The 18,856-nt window shown below is 40.9% G+C and carries 19 protein-coding genes; 9 read left to right on the top strand and 10 right to left on the bottom strand.

The window, feature by feature from the left end:
* Nucleotides 1-140: 140 nt before the first annotated feature.
* From DW036_RS25570 to DW036_RS16340, 3 genes are all read right to left on the bottom strand, one after another.
* Nucleotides 141-302, bottom strand: a complete 162-nt coding sequence (locus DW036_RS25570) for a hypothetical protein (protein WP_022391652.1) — start codon at nucleotides 300-302, stop codon at nucleotides 141-143.
* 100 nt (nucleotides 303-402) lie between these two features.
* Entirely contained in the window at nucleotides 403-768 is a 366-nt protein-coding gene (locus DW036_RS16345) for a DUF3244 domain-containing protein (protein WP_118465337.1), read from the bottom strand.
* A 145-nt stretch (nucleotides 769-913) separates the two neighbouring features.
* Complete coding sequence (locus DW036_RS16340) at nucleotides 914-2,563, bottom strand: tetratricopeptide repeat protein (RefSeq protein ID WP_233560462.1); 1,650 nt, start codon at nucleotides 2,561-2,563, stop codon at nucleotides 914-916.
* Nucleotides 2,564-3,065: 502 nt separating this feature from the next.
* On the opposite strand from DW036_RS16340, the gene DW036_RS16335 reads away from it, so the two are divergent.
* On the top strand, nucleotides 3,066-3,239 hold the full coding sequence (locus tag DW036_RS16335; RefSeq protein ID WP_022391967.1) for a hypothetical protein: 174 nt from the start codon (nucleotides 3,066-3,068) through the stop codon (nucleotides 3,237-3,239).
* A 192-nt stretch (nucleotides 3,240-3,431) separates the two neighbouring features.
* Here the strand turns inward: DW036_RS16335 and DW036_RS16330 are convergent, their stop codons facing one another.
* From DW036_RS16330 to DW036_RS16315, 4 genes are read right to left on the bottom strand one after another with little or no spacing between them, the layout of a single operon-like run.
* Nucleotides 3,432-4,241 carry a biotin--[acetyl-CoA-carboxylase] ligase gene (locus DW036_RS16330; RefSeq protein WP_022391966.1) on the bottom strand — a complete coding sequence of 270 codons (810 nt, stop codon included), beginning with the start codon at nucleotides 4,239-4,241 and terminating at the stop codon, nucleotides 3,432-3,434.
* On the bottom strand, nucleotides 4,225-4,581 hold the full coding sequence (locus DW036_RS16325) for an MmcQ/YjbR family DNA-binding protein (protein WP_118465335.1): 357 nt from the start codon (nucleotides 4,579-4,581) through the stop codon (nucleotides 4,225-4,227). Before DW036_RS16325 ends, DW036_RS16330 begins: the two co-directional genes overlap by 17 nt.
* Nucleotides 4,582-4,599: 18 nt before the next feature.
* Nucleotides 4,600-6,039, bottom strand: coding sequence for an RNA-binding domain-containing protein (locus DW036_RS16320; protein ID WP_118465334.1), 1,440 nt, complete (start codon nucleotides 6,037-6,039; stop codon nucleotides 4,600-4,602).
* Nucleotides 6,040-6,057: 18 nt separating this feature from the next.
* Entirely contained in the window at nucleotides 6,058-6,423 is a 366-nt protein-coding gene (locus tag DW036_RS16315; protein ID WP_118465333.1) for a YraN family protein, read from the bottom strand.
* A 92-nt stretch (nucleotides 6,424-6,515) separates the two neighbouring features.
* Here DW036_RS16315 and DW036_RS16310 point away from each other — a divergent pair, with 92 nt between their 5' ends.
* From DW036_RS16310 to DW036_RS26270, 3 genes are all read left to right on the top strand, one after another.
* Nucleotides 6,516-6,749 carry a hypothetical protein gene (locus DW036_RS16310; RefSeq protein WP_007212260.1) on the top strand — a complete coding sequence of 78 codons (234 nt, stop codon included), beginning with the start codon at nucleotides 6,516-6,518 and terminating at the stop codon, nucleotides 6,747-6,749.
* Between the two features lie 32 nt (nucleotides 6,750-6,781).
* Nucleotides 6,782-7,216 carry a nucleoside deaminase gene (locus tag DW036_RS16305; protein ID WP_022391962.1) on the top strand — a complete coding sequence of 145 codons (435 nt, stop codon included), beginning with the start codon at nucleotides 6,782-6,784 and terminating at the stop codon, nucleotides 7,214-7,216.
* A 417-nt stretch (nucleotides 7,217-7,633) separates the two neighbouring features.
* Entirely contained in the window at nucleotides 7,634-7,813 is a 180-nt protein-coding gene (locus tag DW036_RS26270; protein ID WP_118223388.1) for a hypothetical protein, read from the top strand.
* On the opposite strand, the gene DW036_RS16295 is transcribed toward DW036_RS26270, so the two are convergent.
* The 3 genes from DW036_RS16295 to DW036_RS16285 form a co-directional block, all read right to left on the bottom strand.
* Nucleotides 7,814-8,110 carry a DUF4834 family protein gene (locus DW036_RS16295; protein WP_118465332.1) on the bottom strand — a complete coding sequence of 99 codons (297 nt, stop codon included), beginning with the start codon at nucleotides 8,108-8,110 and terminating at the stop codon, nucleotides 7,814-7,816.
* 67 nt (nucleotides 8,111-8,177) lie between these two features.
* The gene (gene pssA / locus DW036_RS16290) at nucleotides 8,178-8,876 is read right to left on the bottom strand and encodes a CDP-diacylglycerol--serine O-phosphatidyltransferase (RefSeq protein WP_187374627.1); all 699 of its coding nucleotides are present in this window, start codon (nucleotides 8,874-8,876) and stop codon (nucleotides 8,178-8,180) included.
* A 7-nt stretch (nucleotides 8,877-8,883) separates the two neighbouring features.
* Nucleotides 8,884-9,573: a phosphatidylserine decarboxylase family protein gene (locus DW036_RS16285; protein ID WP_118465331.1), complete on the bottom strand. Its 690-nt coding sequence runs from the start codon at nucleotides 9,571-9,573 to the stop codon at nucleotides 8,884-8,886.
* Nucleotides 9,574-9,745: 172 nt separating this feature from the next.
* Here DW036_RS16285 and dnaE point away from each other — a divergent pair, with 172 nt between their 5' ends.
* From dnaE to DW036_RS16260, 5 genes are all read left to right on the top strand, one after another.
* Nucleotides 9,746-13,540, top strand: a complete 3,795-nt coding sequence (dnaE, locus tag DW036_RS16280; RefSeq protein WP_118465330.1) for a DNA polymerase III subunit alpha — start codon at nucleotides 9,746-9,748, stop codon at nucleotides 13,538-13,540.
* 66 nt (nucleotides 13,541-13,606) lie between these two features.
* Nucleotides 13,607-13,924 carry a thioredoxin gene (trxA, locus tag DW036_RS16275; protein ID WP_007667249.1) on the top strand — a complete coding sequence of 106 codons (318 nt, stop codon included), beginning with the start codon at nucleotides 13,607-13,609 and terminating at the stop codon, nucleotides 13,922-13,924.
* Between the two features lie 45 nt (nucleotides 13,925-13,969).
* On the top strand, nucleotides 13,970-14,308 hold the full coding sequence (locus tag DW036_RS16270) for a hypothetical protein (RefSeq protein ID WP_117693968.1): 339 nt from the start codon (nucleotides 13,970-13,972) through the stop codon (nucleotides 14,306-14,308).
* Between the two features lie 218 nt (nucleotides 14,309-14,526).
* A complete protein-coding gene (locus DW036_RS16265) occupies nucleotides 14,527-15,726 on the top strand; it encodes an efflux RND transporter periplasmic adaptor subunit (protein ID WP_118465329.1) in 1,200 nt (399 codons plus the stop codon).
* Nucleotides 15,723-18,854, top strand: coding sequence for an efflux RND transporter permease subunit (locus DW036_RS16260; protein ID WP_118465328.1), 3,132 nt, complete (start codon nucleotides 15,723-15,725; stop codon nucleotides 18,852-18,854). The genes DW036_RS16265 and DW036_RS16260 overlap by 4 nt, the downstream gene beginning before the upstream one ends.
* The last annotated feature ends 2 nt before the right edge of the window (nucleotides 18,855-18,856 follow it).

Below are 18,856 nucleotides of genomic sequence, written 5' to 3'. Positions count from 1 at the left end.
ATATTTCTAAAATCCAATGCATAATGGACTATAATTAACCACAGGGAGCACAACAAATTGTATGAATTGAACTGTAATATTTGAATTATCAGTTTGTATTATACAAGTTGACGTGCTCTCTGGGTGAAAAACATGAACTTTTACAAACATGCATTGTCAAATGCTTCATTCCAGCCATCCCAATCATAGTCAGGATCATTTCCATGAGCATTTCCTTCTGCAATGACTAAGTCGCATGCACTCAGTTCCATTAATTTACCTCCCATGATGGCAAGCATTTCTTTTTCAGTAATCTTTTCCATAATTTAAATTTTTGGTGGAGTCTATTGATCGTTTTTTCGCAAGAGTAAGTGACTCCGTTTTCTTATCTCTTGGTGGCTCTTTTGTACATTAGATATCGTCTTAATTGGAAAAACATCCATAAAAAGAATCATTTCCTATTTTAAGTTCCAATATATAGTCATCTTTTAGTAAATCAAATACCTCAAACGTGTGGCATCGTGAATTTACTATACTGGTATTAGAATATATTACATTGTCGGATTGATCTTTTATAACAATCGACACATTCTCTATTGTTATGTTTGAATAAATACGTATTGTATTTCCCTCAATGGTAGCAATGGGATTTATAGTGATGGAGCGTTCGTCTTCTACCCATTCGTCATTGTGATTGATGTCGTTGAGTGTTATTACCTTTTCTTCTGCTAAAATACTATGGCAACATAAAAGGCTAATAAGTAGTAGTAATGATTTTATCAGTTTCATTGTTCCAGATTTTTGGTTTCTTAATGCTACAAAAGAACACACTTTTTTTATATTGTAAGTGTTTTAAAGTAAAAGATGTGTGTGCATAGTAGTGTGCAGTGAGAATTTGTATGTTGCACACAGTGTGCAGTTTTGTCTATGTGATTCACAATGTTATGATGAAATTATCCCATTCTTCAGGTTTCCCTTTTTTCTGGAAGATTCGGACGTATAATCTTCTACGTGTTGAAGTAATGGTTTCTTTGGGATGCTCGGTCAGTTTGGCTATTTCAGAAGGAGAAAAACCGCCTTTGATGAGCATACAAACGTGTAGTTGAAATTCATTGAAGGCATAAATACCCTTTAACTTTTCGAAGAAATTTGGATATATTTCTTTCAAGGTGTTTTCTAAGGTTATCCATTCTTCAGTGGTGATGAATATACGTCCTTGAGGATCGAGCAGTCTTTTCTTGAGTAATTGGCATATGTCGGAATCGAACAGGGATTTTTGTGCCTTTTCTTGTTTGCTTTGCTCTATTTCTGCTCGGCGTGTTTCTTGGCAGAGCAATTCCTTTTGGTCTTGTATTTCTTTTCTTAAAATTTCGTTTGCAGAATTCATATCGTTCAACTTTTTCTCCAATTCTCGGATTTGGGCATTGTTTTCCTCTATGAATTGTTGGCTCTTTTTGTAATTTTCAACTTTCATTTGTTCAGCCTTTTGAAGCTGATACTTTAGTTCTTGTTTTTTGCGTTTATTATACTGATGGTAGCTAAAGAAAGAGGCTATGACAACTGCAAATCCTATTAAGCCATATTTGAGGTAATCGGCCTTCTTTTGGTTTTCATTCTTCAATCGATAATTTTCTTTTTCTCGTAAATGGTAGTTATATAATGAGTGCATTTGGTGCAGGCTTTCCGTATAAGTGATTTTTTGAATAGAGTCAACACATTGAAGGTATGCTTGAATGTGTTGTATGGCAAGCAGACAATTGTTTTCCTTCATTGTAATCTCTGCCAAACTGCGATGGGCATTTTCTTTGGCGTAAATAGTACCAAAGTCTAATAAAGCTCTATAATAATAAACGGCGGAATCTGTCATTCCTATTTTATGATATAGTTTTGCTGCAATGGAATAAATACCACTTTTATTGGAATGTTTAATGTCAGTCAGGGCATCTTGCAAGGCAATTTTTGCTAAATCGTACTTTTTAGACTGTATGTAAAGGCCAGCAATCTGGCTTTGTACCATGTTGATGAGATCTTGTCTTTTCAGTTCTTTTCCCAAATCATACGCTGCTTGGTAGTAATAAATTGAACTATCTTTTTGATTTATATCACGATAGGTACCAGCTATATCTCTTAAAGTATAAATAATACCAACGCTGTCTTTTAAATCTATGTCACATGCATATTTTTTCTTGAATATCTCCAATGCTTCATTATATAAACCTTGATATAGAAACAATGTTCCCATTTGACTGTAAATATAACTTTTAAGTTTATGCTTTTTGTTTTTTGGGAGTGTCTCTAAGGACTTTTCAAAATAGTCTAATGCCTGTGGTGCATCTCCTAAATCCCTATACACTCGTCCTGCATAGTAGTAAGCTTCCGGCAAATGCTTTTCATCTTCTTTCTTTATATAATAATGTAGTATAGGAAGTATCAAGCTGTCTGAAGTATGGCGTATATATGCTTTGTCGTTTGCTTTGATGCAGAGTAATCGATAATACATTTGCGTAGACTCTGATTCTGTCTTTATGTTGTCTTCCAGTGTTTTTAATAGAGTAATAGCACTATCCGGCTGTATGCTTGCCAAACTGTCCGCTATAATCAGTGATTGCGGGTAAGGTTTTCTGTCACATGCGTAGAAGCATAGCAGTAGGCAGGTTAGTAGTATGAATCGTGTGTTTGTTTTCATACCTACAAAGATAGTGTTTCTTTGGAAAATATTTTATTTTCTTGGCGATAATGTATTCTATTTTTGTGGCTGAATAATAAATCAGTGGTAGGTAGGTGAGAGATCCATAATGCTTTAAACATATTATTCTACATTTATTTCAAAAAAGTTCAGCCCATTCATTTCAGAGTAAAAGCTTCAATAGTAATTGAGAAATACATAGGGGGGCATTTGACTTTGCTCTGCTTGTTTGGTGTCTTGGTAGTAAGTCTGATTGGATGTTAACCTTGGTCAACAGGCTCGTTAATGACGGTCAACAAGCCGATCAACCAAGGTTAACAAGCCTGTTGACCAAGGTTGGTGTCCAATCATTCCTAAGGGTGAACGGAATGTTTCTTAAGAGTAAACAAAATAATCTCTTATGTTGAACACTCCACTGACCAGCTATTTCAGTCAAAACCACATGATGACAAAAGGTGACTTCCAAAGGATATGCGGTATGATGAAAACGACTGCAATGGGGCATATCCGCCATTTACGCGGGGAAGGAAGGCTAAAAATATTGGATTACAGACTCGTCCGATATATGCACTAAATGTAAAGTATTGTGTTGTAATAAAGGTAGTTATGACGTAAAATGTAAAAATCGGGCGTGAGAGTAGGTCACTTACTCTCACGCCCGATTTTTACTCTCACTCACACCTAATAGTCTAATTATCATCAATCTATTTTAAAAGTGAGGGTAGTGAGGGTAAGTTGATACTAACTTTTAGTTGTGCCTTGAACTCTAAAGAATATATTGTACTTCCTTAAACAAATATCCACGTTCCTTTCCTGCCTGGTCTTCAAGAATAAATCGCCCATCCGGTTCTACGCGTAGCAAGTGGGCAATGAATTCGCCGTCCGCATCTGCATAGCGATGAAAGCCATTCCGACGGAATAGGGAATGAGCATAACGGGTGTTGATTAAGTCTGCTGTTTTACCTGAACAGTCTGTTTGCAAAAGGGTATAGTACTCTTTTATTCGTTTCATAATATTGGCAAGTATCAGATATCGGTCATGATCTTCTCCTGTAATCTGTTTTAGAGATACCGGATTAGGGGCATTGCTTCGGAAAACTTCCTGATTGATATTCACTCCGATACCGGAAATGCTGCGTCCGATATGATGTCCTGAAAGGTCATTCTCTATCAGTATGCCGCAAATCTTCTTTTCATTCCAGTAAATGTCATTCGGCCATTTTATGGAAAAACCTTCAGCCCATTCATCCAATTCTTCTTTGATGGAGAGTGAGATGAGCTGGGAAAGAATGAATTGTTGACGCGCTTCAATGAATGTAGGGTAAAGTACGAAGCTGAATGTAATGTTTTTACAATCTTCCGATTCCCAACTGTTGCCACGTTGTCCTTTACCGGCAGTTTGGCGTTCGGTAATCACCGTCATAAATTCCGGAATATCGGTTCCTTGTTCATCGCAAAGTTGCGTTAAGTGCCGATTGGTGGAGTCTGTTTCCATTAATACGAGGAGGGGAACAGGAAATTTCGCAGAGGGAAGATGTACGTTGGGCTCTTTATTCATGTCAGGGTAAGGCTTCATATTCGGCACGCATTTTCTTGGTGAACTTCTTTAAGACTTCCTCATAAGCATGGTCAATGAGACTCTTTATCAACTTATCGTCTGCATCTCCATTAAGAAAAACCTGATTCCAGTATTTCTTATTAAAATGATAGGCGCCTTCGATGGCTGAGTAACGTTCGCGCAACTCTATGGCATACTCAGGGTCACACTTCATGCAAATTTTGTTGGAGGACTCCAGATCAATCAGTACGAACATTTTATCCATAACTTTCATTACAAGTGAATACTCATCGAATGGAAGGCATTCTGTGACTGCTTTCTTGGCTAAGCAGTATTCGCGGGCAGTTTCTATATCCATAATAACTTCCAGATATTTTTAATTGTTATTAATCTCCCAGTAACCGGTTCTTGCAGAACCTTTGCGTAATAATTTTCCGGATTGTTTAAGTTTTGCGATGATACGTTCACACTGGCGTGTGCTAATTCCTAAGGTTTCAGCTATTTCCTTAGTTGTGATATTCGGATTATGTAAGATCAATTGTATGACTTTCAATTTATTATAGCTGATATTGTTATCAATATTGCCGACATCACCGACATTATCACCGACATCACCGACATCACCGACATTGTTACCGACATTTGTGGGGATAGTTTTATAGTTTTTCTTTATAAATTGTACTTGAAAAGACAGGCCGACTTCTCTCCACTTCAATTCTATTTCAGGGTATTCCCTCAATTCTTGGGCAACAAGCTTAAGGCCATTTCCCCACTGATCAATGATTCCTATGCGCTTGAATACGGGAGCAATGACTTTATTACGTGCATCCGACTGACGACTTTCCATTGCGGAATAATCAATAGATGGCGGTAATAAACCGGGACTACTGATTTCAATCATGTCATCGTATATAGCCACTTTGATGTCTTTACCTGTTAATGAATAGTCACGATGAACTACAGCATTACGGATGATTTCACGAATAGCTTTGACTGGATATTCCCAACGAGATACAGTATATATGCCTTCGACTGTAGCACTTTTGTTGATGTGTCGCAGAACAAAGTTATACGCTTCTTCAGCTTGCAAGCCTATATGAGTAGAAATGCTTTTTTGATCGATAAATTCTTCTGTTCCTATCCCTTTAAAACGTGCGCATTCTATTTTGGCATTAGGAAAAAATGATTTACGTAATGAATCGTCTGAAAAAAGAATGAGCGCATTGGTGGGGTATTCTTTATCTTGTTCTAATTTTATTAATTCAAGCTTCCTTAAAACTTGCAGATTTATTTCTTCTTCAGTTTTTTCCTTATACAGTTCTTTGAAACCATCAATGATCAAACTGCTTGCAGGCTTATCCATAATAATTTCACTATCAAAAGATATATTTCTGCGTTTACGTTCTAATGATGCAATGATAGATTCATCTGCTAATTTATTAGTAGAACCTACACGGATATATGTGCCTTTCAATTTTCCTTTCTCTTTCAGATAGTAAGGAGGCATGCTGCCCCGATATATGCAAATACGAATAAGATGCTTTTCTTCTACAGAAAGGAATGAAACTTCTGGTAGAATAGTAGGATAACATCTATCATATATCATATTACTGATTTGTTCCTCTATCTGAGTTAATTCATTTTCTGGTAATCCAATGATTTGACGTGGCTTATCATTAATCCCTATATAGATATCTCCACCGGCATCGTTGGCAAAAGCTACAATGGTTTTGGCTATATCCGAATTTGTAGGAAGTTCACCTTTGAATTCCAGACGTCGTCCTTCCGGTTGGGCTATGAGTTCGTTTATATTCATTTTACTGCAATTTATAATTCAGAACATTGGCGGATAAAATGCATCCTTAATATGTTCTATTTCAAATGCTCCAGCTTTGCCGACCGCGGTGATAATATCAAAACGAACAGGAATATCTATACTGAAATGCTTGATATATGCATCGGCAGCCACTACAATGTGGCGTATTTTCTGCCAATTAACGGCATCTTGCGGTTCGATGTATTCCGTATTGCTTCGTGTCTTTACTTCCACTACAATCAGCAATTCATCTTTGACTGCCACAATGTCCAGTTCCAGATGGTTTTTGCGCCAATTACGGTGGCGAATGACATATCCATTGCGTTCCAGATACGCTACTGCGGTGTCTTCTCCATCTTTTCCAAGGGTATTGTGTGCTGCCATACCTGTATTTATCCCTATTTTAGCTGTTTCTATGCAAAAATACGTTTTTTCTGCTTTGTATTTACAGAAGTAAAACTAATTTTGCAGTAAATATGAGAAAGAGAGATAAAACGTGTGCGAAAGCAACACCCGAAGAGCCGAAACGTGAACAGCGCATCGTATGTCTGATGAGCGAGGAAGAGCTGCGGATTGTAGACCGTTATCTGGAGAAGTACAAGATAACGAATAAATCACGCTGGCTTCGGGAGACTATTCTCATGTTTATCCATAAAAATATGGAAGAAGATTATCCGACTCTTTTTGGAGAACATGATATGCGTAGATAAACTGAAAATTAAAAATTAAAGGTAAAAGGGTGGTGGACGATAACTTTTATATGAAGCAAGCACTTGCAGAAGCACGTAAGGCGGCAGAAAGAGGAGAGGTGCCTGTTGGGGCGATTGTTGTTTGCAAAGAGCGTATTATAGCACGTGCCCATAACCTGACAGAAACATTGACAGACGTGACAGCCCATGCTGAAATGCAAGCAATTACTGCTGCTGCTTCTACCCTTGGCGGAAAATATCTGAATGAATGTACTCTTTATGTTACGGTTGAACCTTGTGTCATGTGTGCCGGTGCAATAGCCTGGGCGCAGATGGGGCGGCTTGTATTTGGTGCTGAAGATGAAAAGCGTGGATATCAGCGTTATGCACCACAGGCATTACATCCGAAAACGGTAGTTGTGAAAGGGATTCTTGCTGATGATTGTGCTGCCTTGATGAAAGATTTCTTTGCTGCAAAACGGCGTTGAAGTCTGAAAAATTAAATTATGCTTTCATTTACTTATTATTATCTCCATTTTACACGATAACAAATCGTCAAAAAGAATATGAAATCGTCAAAATACTTTTGAAATAGCAATAGTAAGTTGTTGTTGTTTAGTTGATTGTCTTTTTCTTTTAGAAATATCATTTTTAGAAATCATATTCTGCTCTTTCTGTATACTTTTGCCCTCACCAAGTTCACTTACATTTGTAGCTATATGGACGGATTGTAAGGAGAGGTAATCGAAGGTAGACTGGTTAGGCAGTAAAATAATGAAAGTTTGAGTTAATCCTGGCAGAGGACTTCTTTGCCGGGATTCTCTTTTTATATTCCTTTTTTAATTTTACTACGTATTTTATCCGTATATTTGGAGGCTTAACAGATACTTAAATACATTATAATAATGGAATATCATCGCATATCTTTTATACACGACGACACAGAGTATTCATTTATTAAAGCTATGAATGAAAGATTGACGGGACATGCCTTGGTGTCAGCCTGCCGGATGGAGGTTCAAATTTATATGAAAGAGCATAAATTGAAAGGTAAATACATCCTTACCGGTATGGCTAAAGTCTGATTATTCTTTAATTTCTTCAAAATCCACATACTCTCCTTCATCTTTAGAGAAGAGTTTTTTGTGTTTTCTATGAATATTATTCCCTTCAGAGGTGGTTTCTTCGTCAGTTTGAGAGGAAGTGTTTTGTTGCTGGCCACCTGAGTAAGAATAGCTTTGACCGGATTGATAAGTGCCGGAGGAAGAACGACGCTTTCCTCCCAGTCCGAAAATAGTCCGGAGAACGGTGCCGATGATACTGAGTCCGATGACCAGAATAACGACTATGATGATAAATATAAATCCTAAGATATGAAACATGGGCTAATCGTTTTATATATTGTTCGTCTTACGAACGATAGTACAACAACTGTGCCAAAAGATTTGTTTAGAGTTTCTTTCTAACAAACCAGCATAGAATGATGTACCAACCTATGACAGCTGCAAGTCCTACGAAAATAAGTAGGGGAATACTGACTATCAAAAACAAATAACGGATTTTATTTTCTTCCCAAGAGAGGTTCTTTAATTTGAAAGCAAACATTGGAAATTCGGAAATCAGCAGCAGGGAGAATAATACAATACAGATTAGTAATCCATACAGAACTATCCCGCCTTGTATCAGCCAGTCATGGTATTGTGCAGCGGCTGCTGCCCAAAACAATGTATTGGCTGGAGTATTCAGTCCGATGAATGAGCTGGTTTGGCGTTCATCGATATTGAATTTAGCCAGACGCAGTGCTGAAAATATGGCAATGAGAAAAGCAAAATAGGGAACATATTCCTGAAAGTTGCTCATCCAACCGGGGTAAGTCGTCTCACGCAATAAGGAGAATACGATAACTGAAGGTACTAACCCAAAGCTGATATCGTCCGCCAGGGAGTCCAATTCTTTTCCAATGGGAGAAGGGGCATGCAATACCCGCGCCGACATTCCATCGAGGAAGTCGAATACAGCACTGATAATGATAAAAGTCAGAGCCCAGTCATACTTGAACTCGAATGCCATAACACATGCAATACAGCCAGAGAACAGATTCAGACATGTCAGTGTATTGGGGATATGGCGAGTAATACAGTTAGCCATTGCTTAGTTATTTTAGTTTGGCTATCACGGTCTGGTTTCCTGTGGTGGTTTGTCCCATTTTTACAAACACTTCTGTGCCCAACGGGAGATAAACATCTACACGAGATCCGAACTTGATAAAGCCCATGTGTTCATCGATATAACAGTCTTCACCGGGTTCAGCATAAGTGACGATACGTCGTGCCATAGCTCCGGCAATCTGACGAGCCATTACTTCTACACCTTCGGGAGTTTCAATCACCACTGTAGAGCGTTCGTTGTCGGTACTGGCTTTCGGCAGCCAGGCTTTCATAAACTTACCATTATGGTGTGCCACCTTCTTTACGGTTCCGTCTACCGGATACCAGTTGGCATGTACATTGATGACGCTCATAAAAATAGAAATCATAAGACGACGGTCGTGAAAGTACTCGTTTTCCTCCACTTCTTCTATGACTACTATTTTGCCATCGGCAGGTGCCACCACAATCTTTTCGGTGTCTTCCTGGCCAAATAGGCGAATAGGGCATCGGAAGAAATTCACCAGCATTCCATACAGGACGATACTGACCACCGCTACGATATAGAATGGCAATTTGCATTCCAGTCCAAAATAGAGGACTGAATTGACGGCCAATAGCAATAGTAAGCTGCCGGCCAGTGTATGTGTCCCTTCGCGGTGAATTCGTATCTTTTTTAGCTTCTTTAGTCGACTCATCTAATGTTGTTTTATTCTCTTGAATACAAATTATCGGCAAAAATAGGCTTATTTTGAAAATCTAACAAGCATTTGGAGAGAGAAATGCATCTGTTGATAACTTTTAGGGAAATATTTTTGTTAGGTCTTATATAGGTTGTACTTTTATGCTCTTAATTGAAAGGAGATATTTATGCAGGATTTTGTTCATTTGCACGTTCATACCCAGTATTCCTTACTCGATGGTCAGGCCAGCGTAAGTGCGTTGGTGGACAAGGCTATGAAGGATGGAATGAAGGGAATAGCCGTGACTGACCACGGTAACATGTTCGGCATTAAGGAATTCACTAACTACGTTAACAAAAAGAATAGCGGACCGAAGGGTGAGATCAAAGATCTTAAAAAACGGATGGCCGGTATTGAAAGCGGCGAGATTGCTTGCGATGATAAGGAAGCAGAACTTGCTGACTGTCGTGCGAAGATTGCGGAAGCTGAAAATAAGCTGTTCAAACCAATCATTGGTTGTGAGATGTATGTGGCTCGCCGTACTATGGATAAAAAAGAAGGTAAGCCCGACCAAAGCGGTTGGCACTTAATTGTATTGGCGAAAAACGAGAAAGGCTATCATAATCTGATTAAGTTAGTATCCAGGGCTTGGACCAAGGGCTACTATATGCGTCCGCGTACCGACCGTAACGAATTGGAAAAATACCATGAAGGGTTGATTGTATGTTCGGCTTGTATTGGTGGTGAAGTGCCTAAGAAGATTATAAATGACCAGCTGGAAGATGCGGAGGAAGCCATACGCTGGTATAAAAATCTTTTCGGTGAAGATTATTATCTGGAATTACAACGGCATCGGGCTACTATACCGCGTGCCAACCATGAAGCTTATCCGTTGCAGCAGAAGGCAAATGCCAAATTAATGGAGTTTGCAAAAAAATATAATATTAAGCTCATTTGTTCCAATGACGTTCACTTTGTGAATGAAGAACATGCTGAGGCACATGATCGGCTGATTTGTTTGAGTACCGGTAAAGATCTGGATGATCCGAATCGTATGCTTTATACCAAGCAGGAATGGATGAAGACGAAGGCAGAGATGAATGAACTCTTTGCAGATGTTCCTGAGGCTTTGTCCAATACCCTTGAAATTCTGGATAAAGTAGAATACTATTCCATTGACCATGCACCTATCATGCCTACTTTTGCTATTCCTGAAGACTTTGGAACAGAAGAAGGCTATCGGCAGAAATATACTGAGAAGGATTTATTTGATGAATTCACTCAGGATGAAAATGGTAATGTAGTGCTGGATGAGGATGCGGCCAAAGCTAAAATCAAACGTTTAGGCGGATATGAAAAGTTATATCGTATCAAACTGGAAGCGGATTATCTCGCTAAATTGACTTTTGACGGTGCTAAGATTTTTTATGGAGATCCCCTGTCTGATGAGGTGATGGAACGGTTGAAGTTTGAGCTTTACATCATGAAGACAATGGGTTTTCCGGGATACTTCCTCATTGTACAGGACTTTATTGCTGCCGGGCGTAATATGGGAGTTTCGATAGGTCCGGGTCGTGGATCGGCAGCCGGTTCAGCGGTAGCATATTGTTTGCAGATAACGAAAATCGATCCCATTAAATATGACTTGCTGTTTGAGCGTTTCCTGAATCCCGACCGTATATCATTGCCTGATATCGATATCGACTTTGATGATGATGGACGTGGAGAAGTACTTCGTTGGGTGACGCAAAAGTACGGCCAGGAAAAAGTGGCGCATATCATTACTTATGGTACAATGGCTACCAAGCTTGCTATTAAAGACGTTGCCCGTGTGCAGAAACTTCCTCTTTCTGAGTCTGACCGTCTGGCTAAATTGGTTCCTGATAAAATACCCGATAAGAAGTTGAATCTGCGGAATGCCATTGATTATGTTCCTGAACTGCAAGCAGCGGAAGCTTCTCCCGATCCTTTGGTGCGCGATACACTGAAATATGCCAAGATGCTAGAAGGCAATGTGCGTGGTACCGGTGTGCATGCCTGTGGTACGATTATCTGCCGTGATGATATTACTGACTGGGTACCTGTAAGTACTGCCGATGATAAGGAAACGGGTGAGAAGATGCTTGTTACCCAATATGAAGGTTCGGTAATTGAAGATACAGGTTTGATCAAGATGGACTTCCTGGGATTGAAAACATTATCAATCATCAAGGAGGCTGTGGAAAATGTGCGTTTGCATCGTGGAATGGCATTAAATATAGATAAGGTGCCTATTGACGATCCTGTTACTTATAAATTATATAGTGACGGGCGTACTATCGGTACATTCCAGTTTGAATCTGCCGGTATGCAGAAATACCTGCGTGAGTTGCAGCCTTCTACTTTTGAAGACTTGATTGCAATGAATGCCCTTTATCGTCCGGGGCCTATGGATTATATTCCGGATTTTATCGACCGTAAACATGGGCGGAAGCCGATTGAGTACGATATTCCTGTCATGGAGAAGTATCTGAAGGATACATATGGTATTACGGTGTATCAGGAACAGGTGATGCTTTTGTCACGTTTGTTGGCGGACTTCACCCGTGGTGAGTCCGATGCTCTGCGTAAAGCGATGGGTAAGAAGCTGCGTGACAAACTGGATCACATGAAACCTAAATTTGTCGAGGGCGGACGTAAGAATGGGCATGATCCGAAGGTACTTGAAAAAATCTGGGGAGACTGGGAGAAATTTGCATCCTATGCTTTCAATAAATCTCATGCCACATGCTATTCATGGGTAGCTTATCAGACTGCATATCTGAAAGCGAACTATCCGGCAGAGTATATGGCAGCTGTGATGAGCCGAAGTTTGTCGAACATTACTGATATCACCAAATTGATGGATGAATGTAAATCGATGGGCATCAAAGTTCTTGGTCCGGATGTGAATGAGAGTAATCTGAAGTTTACTGTTAACCCGGAAGGAAATATCCGTTTCGGTCTTGGTGCAGTGAAGGGAGTAGGCGAAGGCGCTGTACTGAATATCATGGAAGAGCGCGAGAAGAATGGTCCTTTTAAAGGTATATTCGATTTTGTGCAGCGGGTCAATCTGACAGCTTGTAATAAGAAGAATCTGGAATGTCTTGCTTTGGCAGGTGGCTTTGATGAGTTTCCGGAATTGAAACGTGAACAATACTTTGCCGTGAATTCCAAAAATGAGGTTTTTCTGGAAACTTTAGTACGTTATGGTAACCGTTATCAGGCAGACCAGGCAGCGGCTGCCAACTCTTTGTTCGGTGGAGATAATGTAGTGGACATTGCTACTCCCGAAATACCTGAAGCTGAACGCTGGAGTGATCTGGACCGGTTGAACAAGGAGCGTGATCTGGTAGGCATTTATCTATCTGCTCATCCGCTGGATGAATATTCTGTAGTATTGCAGCATGTATGCAATACACGTATGGCTGAGCTGGAAGATAAAACAGCACTTGCCGGACGAGAGATAACGATGGGAGGTATTGTGACTTCTGTGCGTCGGGGAATCAGTAAAAATGGTAATCCTTATGGCATTGCGAAGATTGAAGACTATTCCGGTTCGGCTGAGCTTCCGTTCTTTGGTAATGACTGGGTAACCTATCAGGGATATTTGGGTGAACGTACCTTCCTTTTCATTAAGGCTCGTTGCCAACCTAAACAGTGGAAGCAGGATGAGTTGGAAGTTAAGATTACTTCTATGGAATTGCTTCCGGATGTGAAAGAGAAACTGATTTCTAAAATTACTATCCTGATACCGCTTTCAGTGTTGAACCAGGCTCTGGTTACGGAGCTTGCTGCACTAATGAAAGGGAATCCGGGTACAACGGAACTCTATTTTAAAGTGAGTGATCCTGATAGTAAGACGGTAGTGGACATGATTTCCCGGCCTGTGAAACTTTCGGTAGGACGTGAGTTAATCTCTTATTTAAATGATCGTCCCGAACTGGAATTCCGGATAAATTAGTTATCTTTGCTTCCGTAAATAATTTGACAGTAATCATTAAACATTAAATAATTAATCATTAACGCAATGGCTTTAGAAATTACAGACAGCAACTATAAGGAAATCCTTGCAGAAGGTAAGCCTGTAGTGATTGACTTTTGGGCCCCTTGGTGTGGTCCTTGTAAGATGGTAGGTCCTATCATAGAAGAATTGGCAGAAGTGTATGAAGGACAGGTTCTCATCGGTAAGTGTGATGTAGATGAGAATGGTGATGTGGCTGCTGAATATGGTATCCGTAACATTCCTACCGTATTGTTCTTTAAAAACGGTGAGTTGGTTGACAAGCAGGTAGGTTCTGCTGGCAAATCTGCTTTTGATGACAAGATAAAAAAGATGCTTTTATAGGAGCATAATATAATAAGGTATTAACCCTTAAAAAAACTAACTGTTATGGGACTGGAAGACGATTTCTTAAAGGATGATCTCGATGACGAAAAAACCATCGAATACATCAAGAATTATTTGCCGCAGGAGTTAAAAGAGAAATACTCCGATGATGAACTCTATTATTTCCTCGATTTGATTGACGAGTATTATTCTGAAAGCGGCATCTTGGATGCAAAGCCGGATGAAGATGGATGCATCGAAGTCGACTTGGGGCAAATCGTAGATTACATCATCAAAGAAGCCCACAAAGATGAGATGGGTGAGTATGATCCGGAAGAAATTCTGTTTGTAGTTCAAGGAGAACTGGAATATACGGAGTCATTGGATGATGATGAAGAATAAGAAGTTTCAGTTAAGTAAAAGAGAAGTCCGGACAGTTTGTTCGGACTTTTTTTGTGGAATAATTCCACACTTGTAGAGCGAATTCCCCACTCACATAATCCTTTGTTAAAACTTTAATGATTTGACTATGAATAATAAAGGTATAGCCATCGAACTTTGGCACGCTGGTTGTGTTTTTTATTTATAGGGTTTTTAACATTAACATAAACAGAGAGCTTATGAAACCGTTTTTTAAGAAGAGAGAATTCAGAATAACGAAAAAACAGGCAGTGATTGCCGCAATTGGTATAGTACTGTTAGTAGCGATTTACTGGTTTATTACTCATCGCCCGGCACCTGCACCGGATCTTCCGGTAGTAGCTGTGGAACCGGTGACACAAGATGATGTCGAAATCTATGGTGAATACGTGGGACGTGTTCGTGCTCAACAGTTTGTAGAAGTGCGTGCCCGCGTAGAAGGATATCTGGAAAATATGCTTTTCGAAGAAGGTACTTATGTGACGAAGAATCAGGTTTTGTTTGTTATCAATCAGGATCAGTATCGTGCTAAAGCGGATAAGGCTCGTGCACAGCTGAAAAAAGATGAAGCACAAGCTAAAAAAGCACAACGTGACTTGGAGCGTATTCGCCCCTTGTATGAACAAAATGCTGCCAGTCAATTAGATTTGGATAACGCGGTGGCTGCTTATGAAACAGCAGTGGCCAGTGTTGCTATGAGTCAGGCCGATCTTGACCAGGCAGAACTGGAACTTGGATATACAGTGGTTCGCTCTCCGCTGGCCGGGCACATCAGTGAACGGTATGTAGACCTTGGTACATTGGTCGGTACGGGCGGCAAGTCATTGCTTGCCAATATCGTGAAAAGCGATACGGTACTGGTAGATTTCAGTATGACAGCATTAGACTATCTGAAAACCAAGGAACGTAACGTGAATCTGGGACAGAAAGATTCTACCCGTTCCTGGCAGCCGAATATTTCTATTACACTTGCCGATAATACAGTTTATCCTTTCAAAGGCTTGGTCGACTTTGCCGAACCGCAGGTTGATCCACGTACCGGTACTTTCTCTGTTCGTGCCGAAATGCCTAATCCGAAACACGTATTGCTTCCGGGCCAGTTTACTAAAGTGAAGCTATTGCTGGATGTGCGGGAGAATGCAACAGTGGTCCCCCTGAAGTCTGTTATTATAGAAAAAGGTGGTGCCTATGTGTTTGTTATGCGTCGTGATTCTACTGTAGAACGTCGTTTTATAGAGTTAGGACCGGAATTCCAGAATCAAGTAGTGGTGGAGAGAGGTTTGGTGCCGGGTGAAACAATAGTGGTAGAAGGATACCATAAACTGAGCCCGGGGATGAAAGTTAAAGTTAACAATGCCCTGTTGAAGAAAGAAGGTGAAGAGGGAGGGGAGAGCGTATGAAAGTAAGTTTCTTTATAGACAGACCGGTATTTTCGGCTGTCATCTCTATACTGATTGTCATTGTGGGTATCATCGGACTGACGATGCTTCCCATTGACCAATATCCGCAGATAACACCGCCGGTGGTGAAGATTAGTGCTTCGTATCCCGGTGCCAGTGCACTGACGGTATCCCAAGCGGTTGCTACACCTATTGAGCAAGAGTTGAACGGAACGCCGGGAATGCTCTACATGGAGTCCAATAGCTCAAACTCCGGTGGTTTTTCAGCTACAGTAACATTTGATATTTCTGCTGATCCTGACTTAGCAGCGGTTGAAATACAGAACCGCTTGAAGTTGGCGGAATCCCGTCTTCCGGCAGAGGTGGTACAAAACGGTATATCTGTAGAAAAACAGGCAGCCAGTCAGTTAATGACTATCTGTCTGAGGTCCTCTGATCCGAAGTTTGATGAGATCTATCTGAGTAACTTTGCTACATTGAACGTGCTCGATTTACTTCGCCGTATTCCCGGTGTAGGTCGTGTGTCGAATATTGGTAGCCGTTACTATGCTATGCAGATTTGGGTGCAACCGGATAAGTTGGCAAACTTTGGACTGACCGTAGCCGATTTGCAGAATGCTCTGAAAGATCAGAATCGTGAATCTGCAGCTGGTGTATTGGGACAACAACCTGTGACAGGATTGGATATTACCATTCCTATTACAACGCAGGGACGTCTTTCTACAGTAGGACAGTTTGAGGAAATCGTAATTCGCGCTAATGCGGATGGTTCCATTATCCGTTTGCGTGACGTGGCACGTATCTCATTGGAGGCTTCTTCGTACAATACGGAGAGTAGCATCAATGGTGAGAATGCGGCTGTGTTAGGTATCTATATGCTTCCGGGCGCCAATGCTATGGAAGTGGCGGAGAATGTGAAAAAGGCAATGGATGAAATCAGCAATAACTTTCCTGATGGATTGAGTTACGAGATTCCATTTGATATGACTACTTACATTTCAGAGTCTATCCACGAAGTATACAAGACTTTGTTTGAAGCATTGATACTGGTGATTATCGTAGTATTTTTATCATTGCAAAGTTGGCGTGCTACCCTTATTCCGATTGTAGCAGTACCTATCTCTCTGATTGGTACGTTTGGTTTCATGCTAATATTCGGTTTCTCTCTTAATATACTTACCTTACTTGGATTAGTACTTGCTATTGGTATTGTGGTAGATGATGCTATTGTGGTGGTAGAGAATGTGGAGCGCATCATGCATGAAGAGAAACTGCCTCCTTACGAAGCTACAAAGAAAGCGATGGAAGGATTGACGGGAGCAATTATTGCTACGTCTCTGGTACTGGCAGCTGTGTTTGTACCGGTTAGTTTCCTCGGTGGTATCACAGGGCAGCTTTATCGTCAGTTTACGGTGACAATTGTGGTTTCCGTATTGCTTTCTACAGTTGTTGCGCTGACTCTGAGTCCGGTGATGTGTTCATTGATATTGAAACCGGAATCTCATAAACGGAAGAATATTGTATTCCGCTATATCAACTACGCATTGAATACGGGTAACCGTAAGTATGTTCGCCAGATTTCACGTGTGATAGGTAATCCCCGCAGGGTACTGAGTGCATTTGGTGTGATACTGGTGGCTATTTTGCTGATAAACCGCCTGATACCGACCAGCTTCTTGCCTGTAGAAGATCAAGGATACTTTAAAGTGGAATTGGAATTGCCTGAAGGTGCGACACTGGAGCGTACGCGAATCGTATCGGAACGTGCTATAGAATATCTGATGTTGAATCCGGCTGTAGAGTATGTTCAGAGCGTAGTAGGTAGTAGCCCCCGTGTGGGTAGCAGTCAGGCACGCAGTGAACTGACGGTTATCCTGAAACCGTGGGGTGCACGTGACGGACAGACTATCGATGAGGTAATGGCTCAGGTGAAAAAGGACTTGCAGGAGTATCCCGAGTGTAAAGTATATCTTTCCACACCGCCGGTTATCCCGGGACTGGGAAGTTCGGGTGGTTTCGAAATGCAACTCGAAGCACGTGGAGATGCAACTTTTGATAACTTGGTACAAGCAACAGATACGTTGATGTATTACGCTTCACAACGCAAGGAATTATCCGGGCTATCATCATCTTTGCAGGCAGATATCCCGCAGCTTTATTTCGATGTAGATCGTGATAAGGTGAAACTGGCAGGTGTGCCGCTGGCGGATGTGTTTTCAACCATGAAAGCTTATACTGGTTCGGTATATGTAAACGACTTCAATATGTTTAACCGTATCTATCGTGTATATATCCAGGCGGAAGCACCTTACAGGGAACATAAGGAAAATATCAACCTGTTCTTTGTACGTGGGGCGGATAATGTGATGATACCGCTGACTTCCCTCGGAACTACTTCATATACCACGGGGCCGGGTAGCATCAAGCGTTTCAATATGTTCAACAGTGCTGTGATCCGTGGTGGAGCAGCCGACGGCTATAGTTCCGGTCAGGCAATGGAGATTATTGAGCAGATTGCCCGTGAGCATTTGCCGGAGAACATAGGTGTGGAATGGAGCGGACTTTCATATCAGGAGAAGCAGGCCGGTGGACAGACGGCAATGGTGTTGGCACTGGTATTCCTGTTTGTATTCCTCTTCCTGGCTGCCCTTTACGAGAGTTGGACAGTGCCGATTGCGGTATTACTTTCATTGCCGATTGCCGCATTGGGAGCTTATCTCGGAGTATGGGCTTGCGGCTTGGAGAATGATGTCTATTTCCAGATCGGGCTGGTTATGTTAGTCGGACTGGCAGCAAAGAATGCAATCTTGATTGTAGAATTTGCTAAGGAACAGGTAGATCGTGGTGCGAATGTAGTTAAAGCAGCCTTGCATGCATCACAGTTGCGTTTCCGCCCTATCTTGATGACATCTTTGGCATTTATCCTCGGTATGCTGCCGATGGTGATTGCCAGTGGACCGGGTTCGGCAAGCCGTCAGGCTATTGGTACTGGTGTATTCTTCGGAATGATTCTGGCTGTAACGGTAGGTATTCTTTTAGTCCCGTTCTTCTTCGTACTGATTTATAAGGCGAAGGCAAAAGCGAAAAGCGCGAATATTAAGAAAGTTACGAAGCGATTTAAACGATAAGT

This window comes from Bacteroides sp. AF39-11AC (assembly GCF_003474285.1).
Lineage (GTDB): Bacteria > Bacteroidota > Bacteroidia > Bacteroidales > Bacteroidaceae > Bacteroides.
This window is presented reverse-complemented; position numbering and strand designations above follow the sequence as displayed.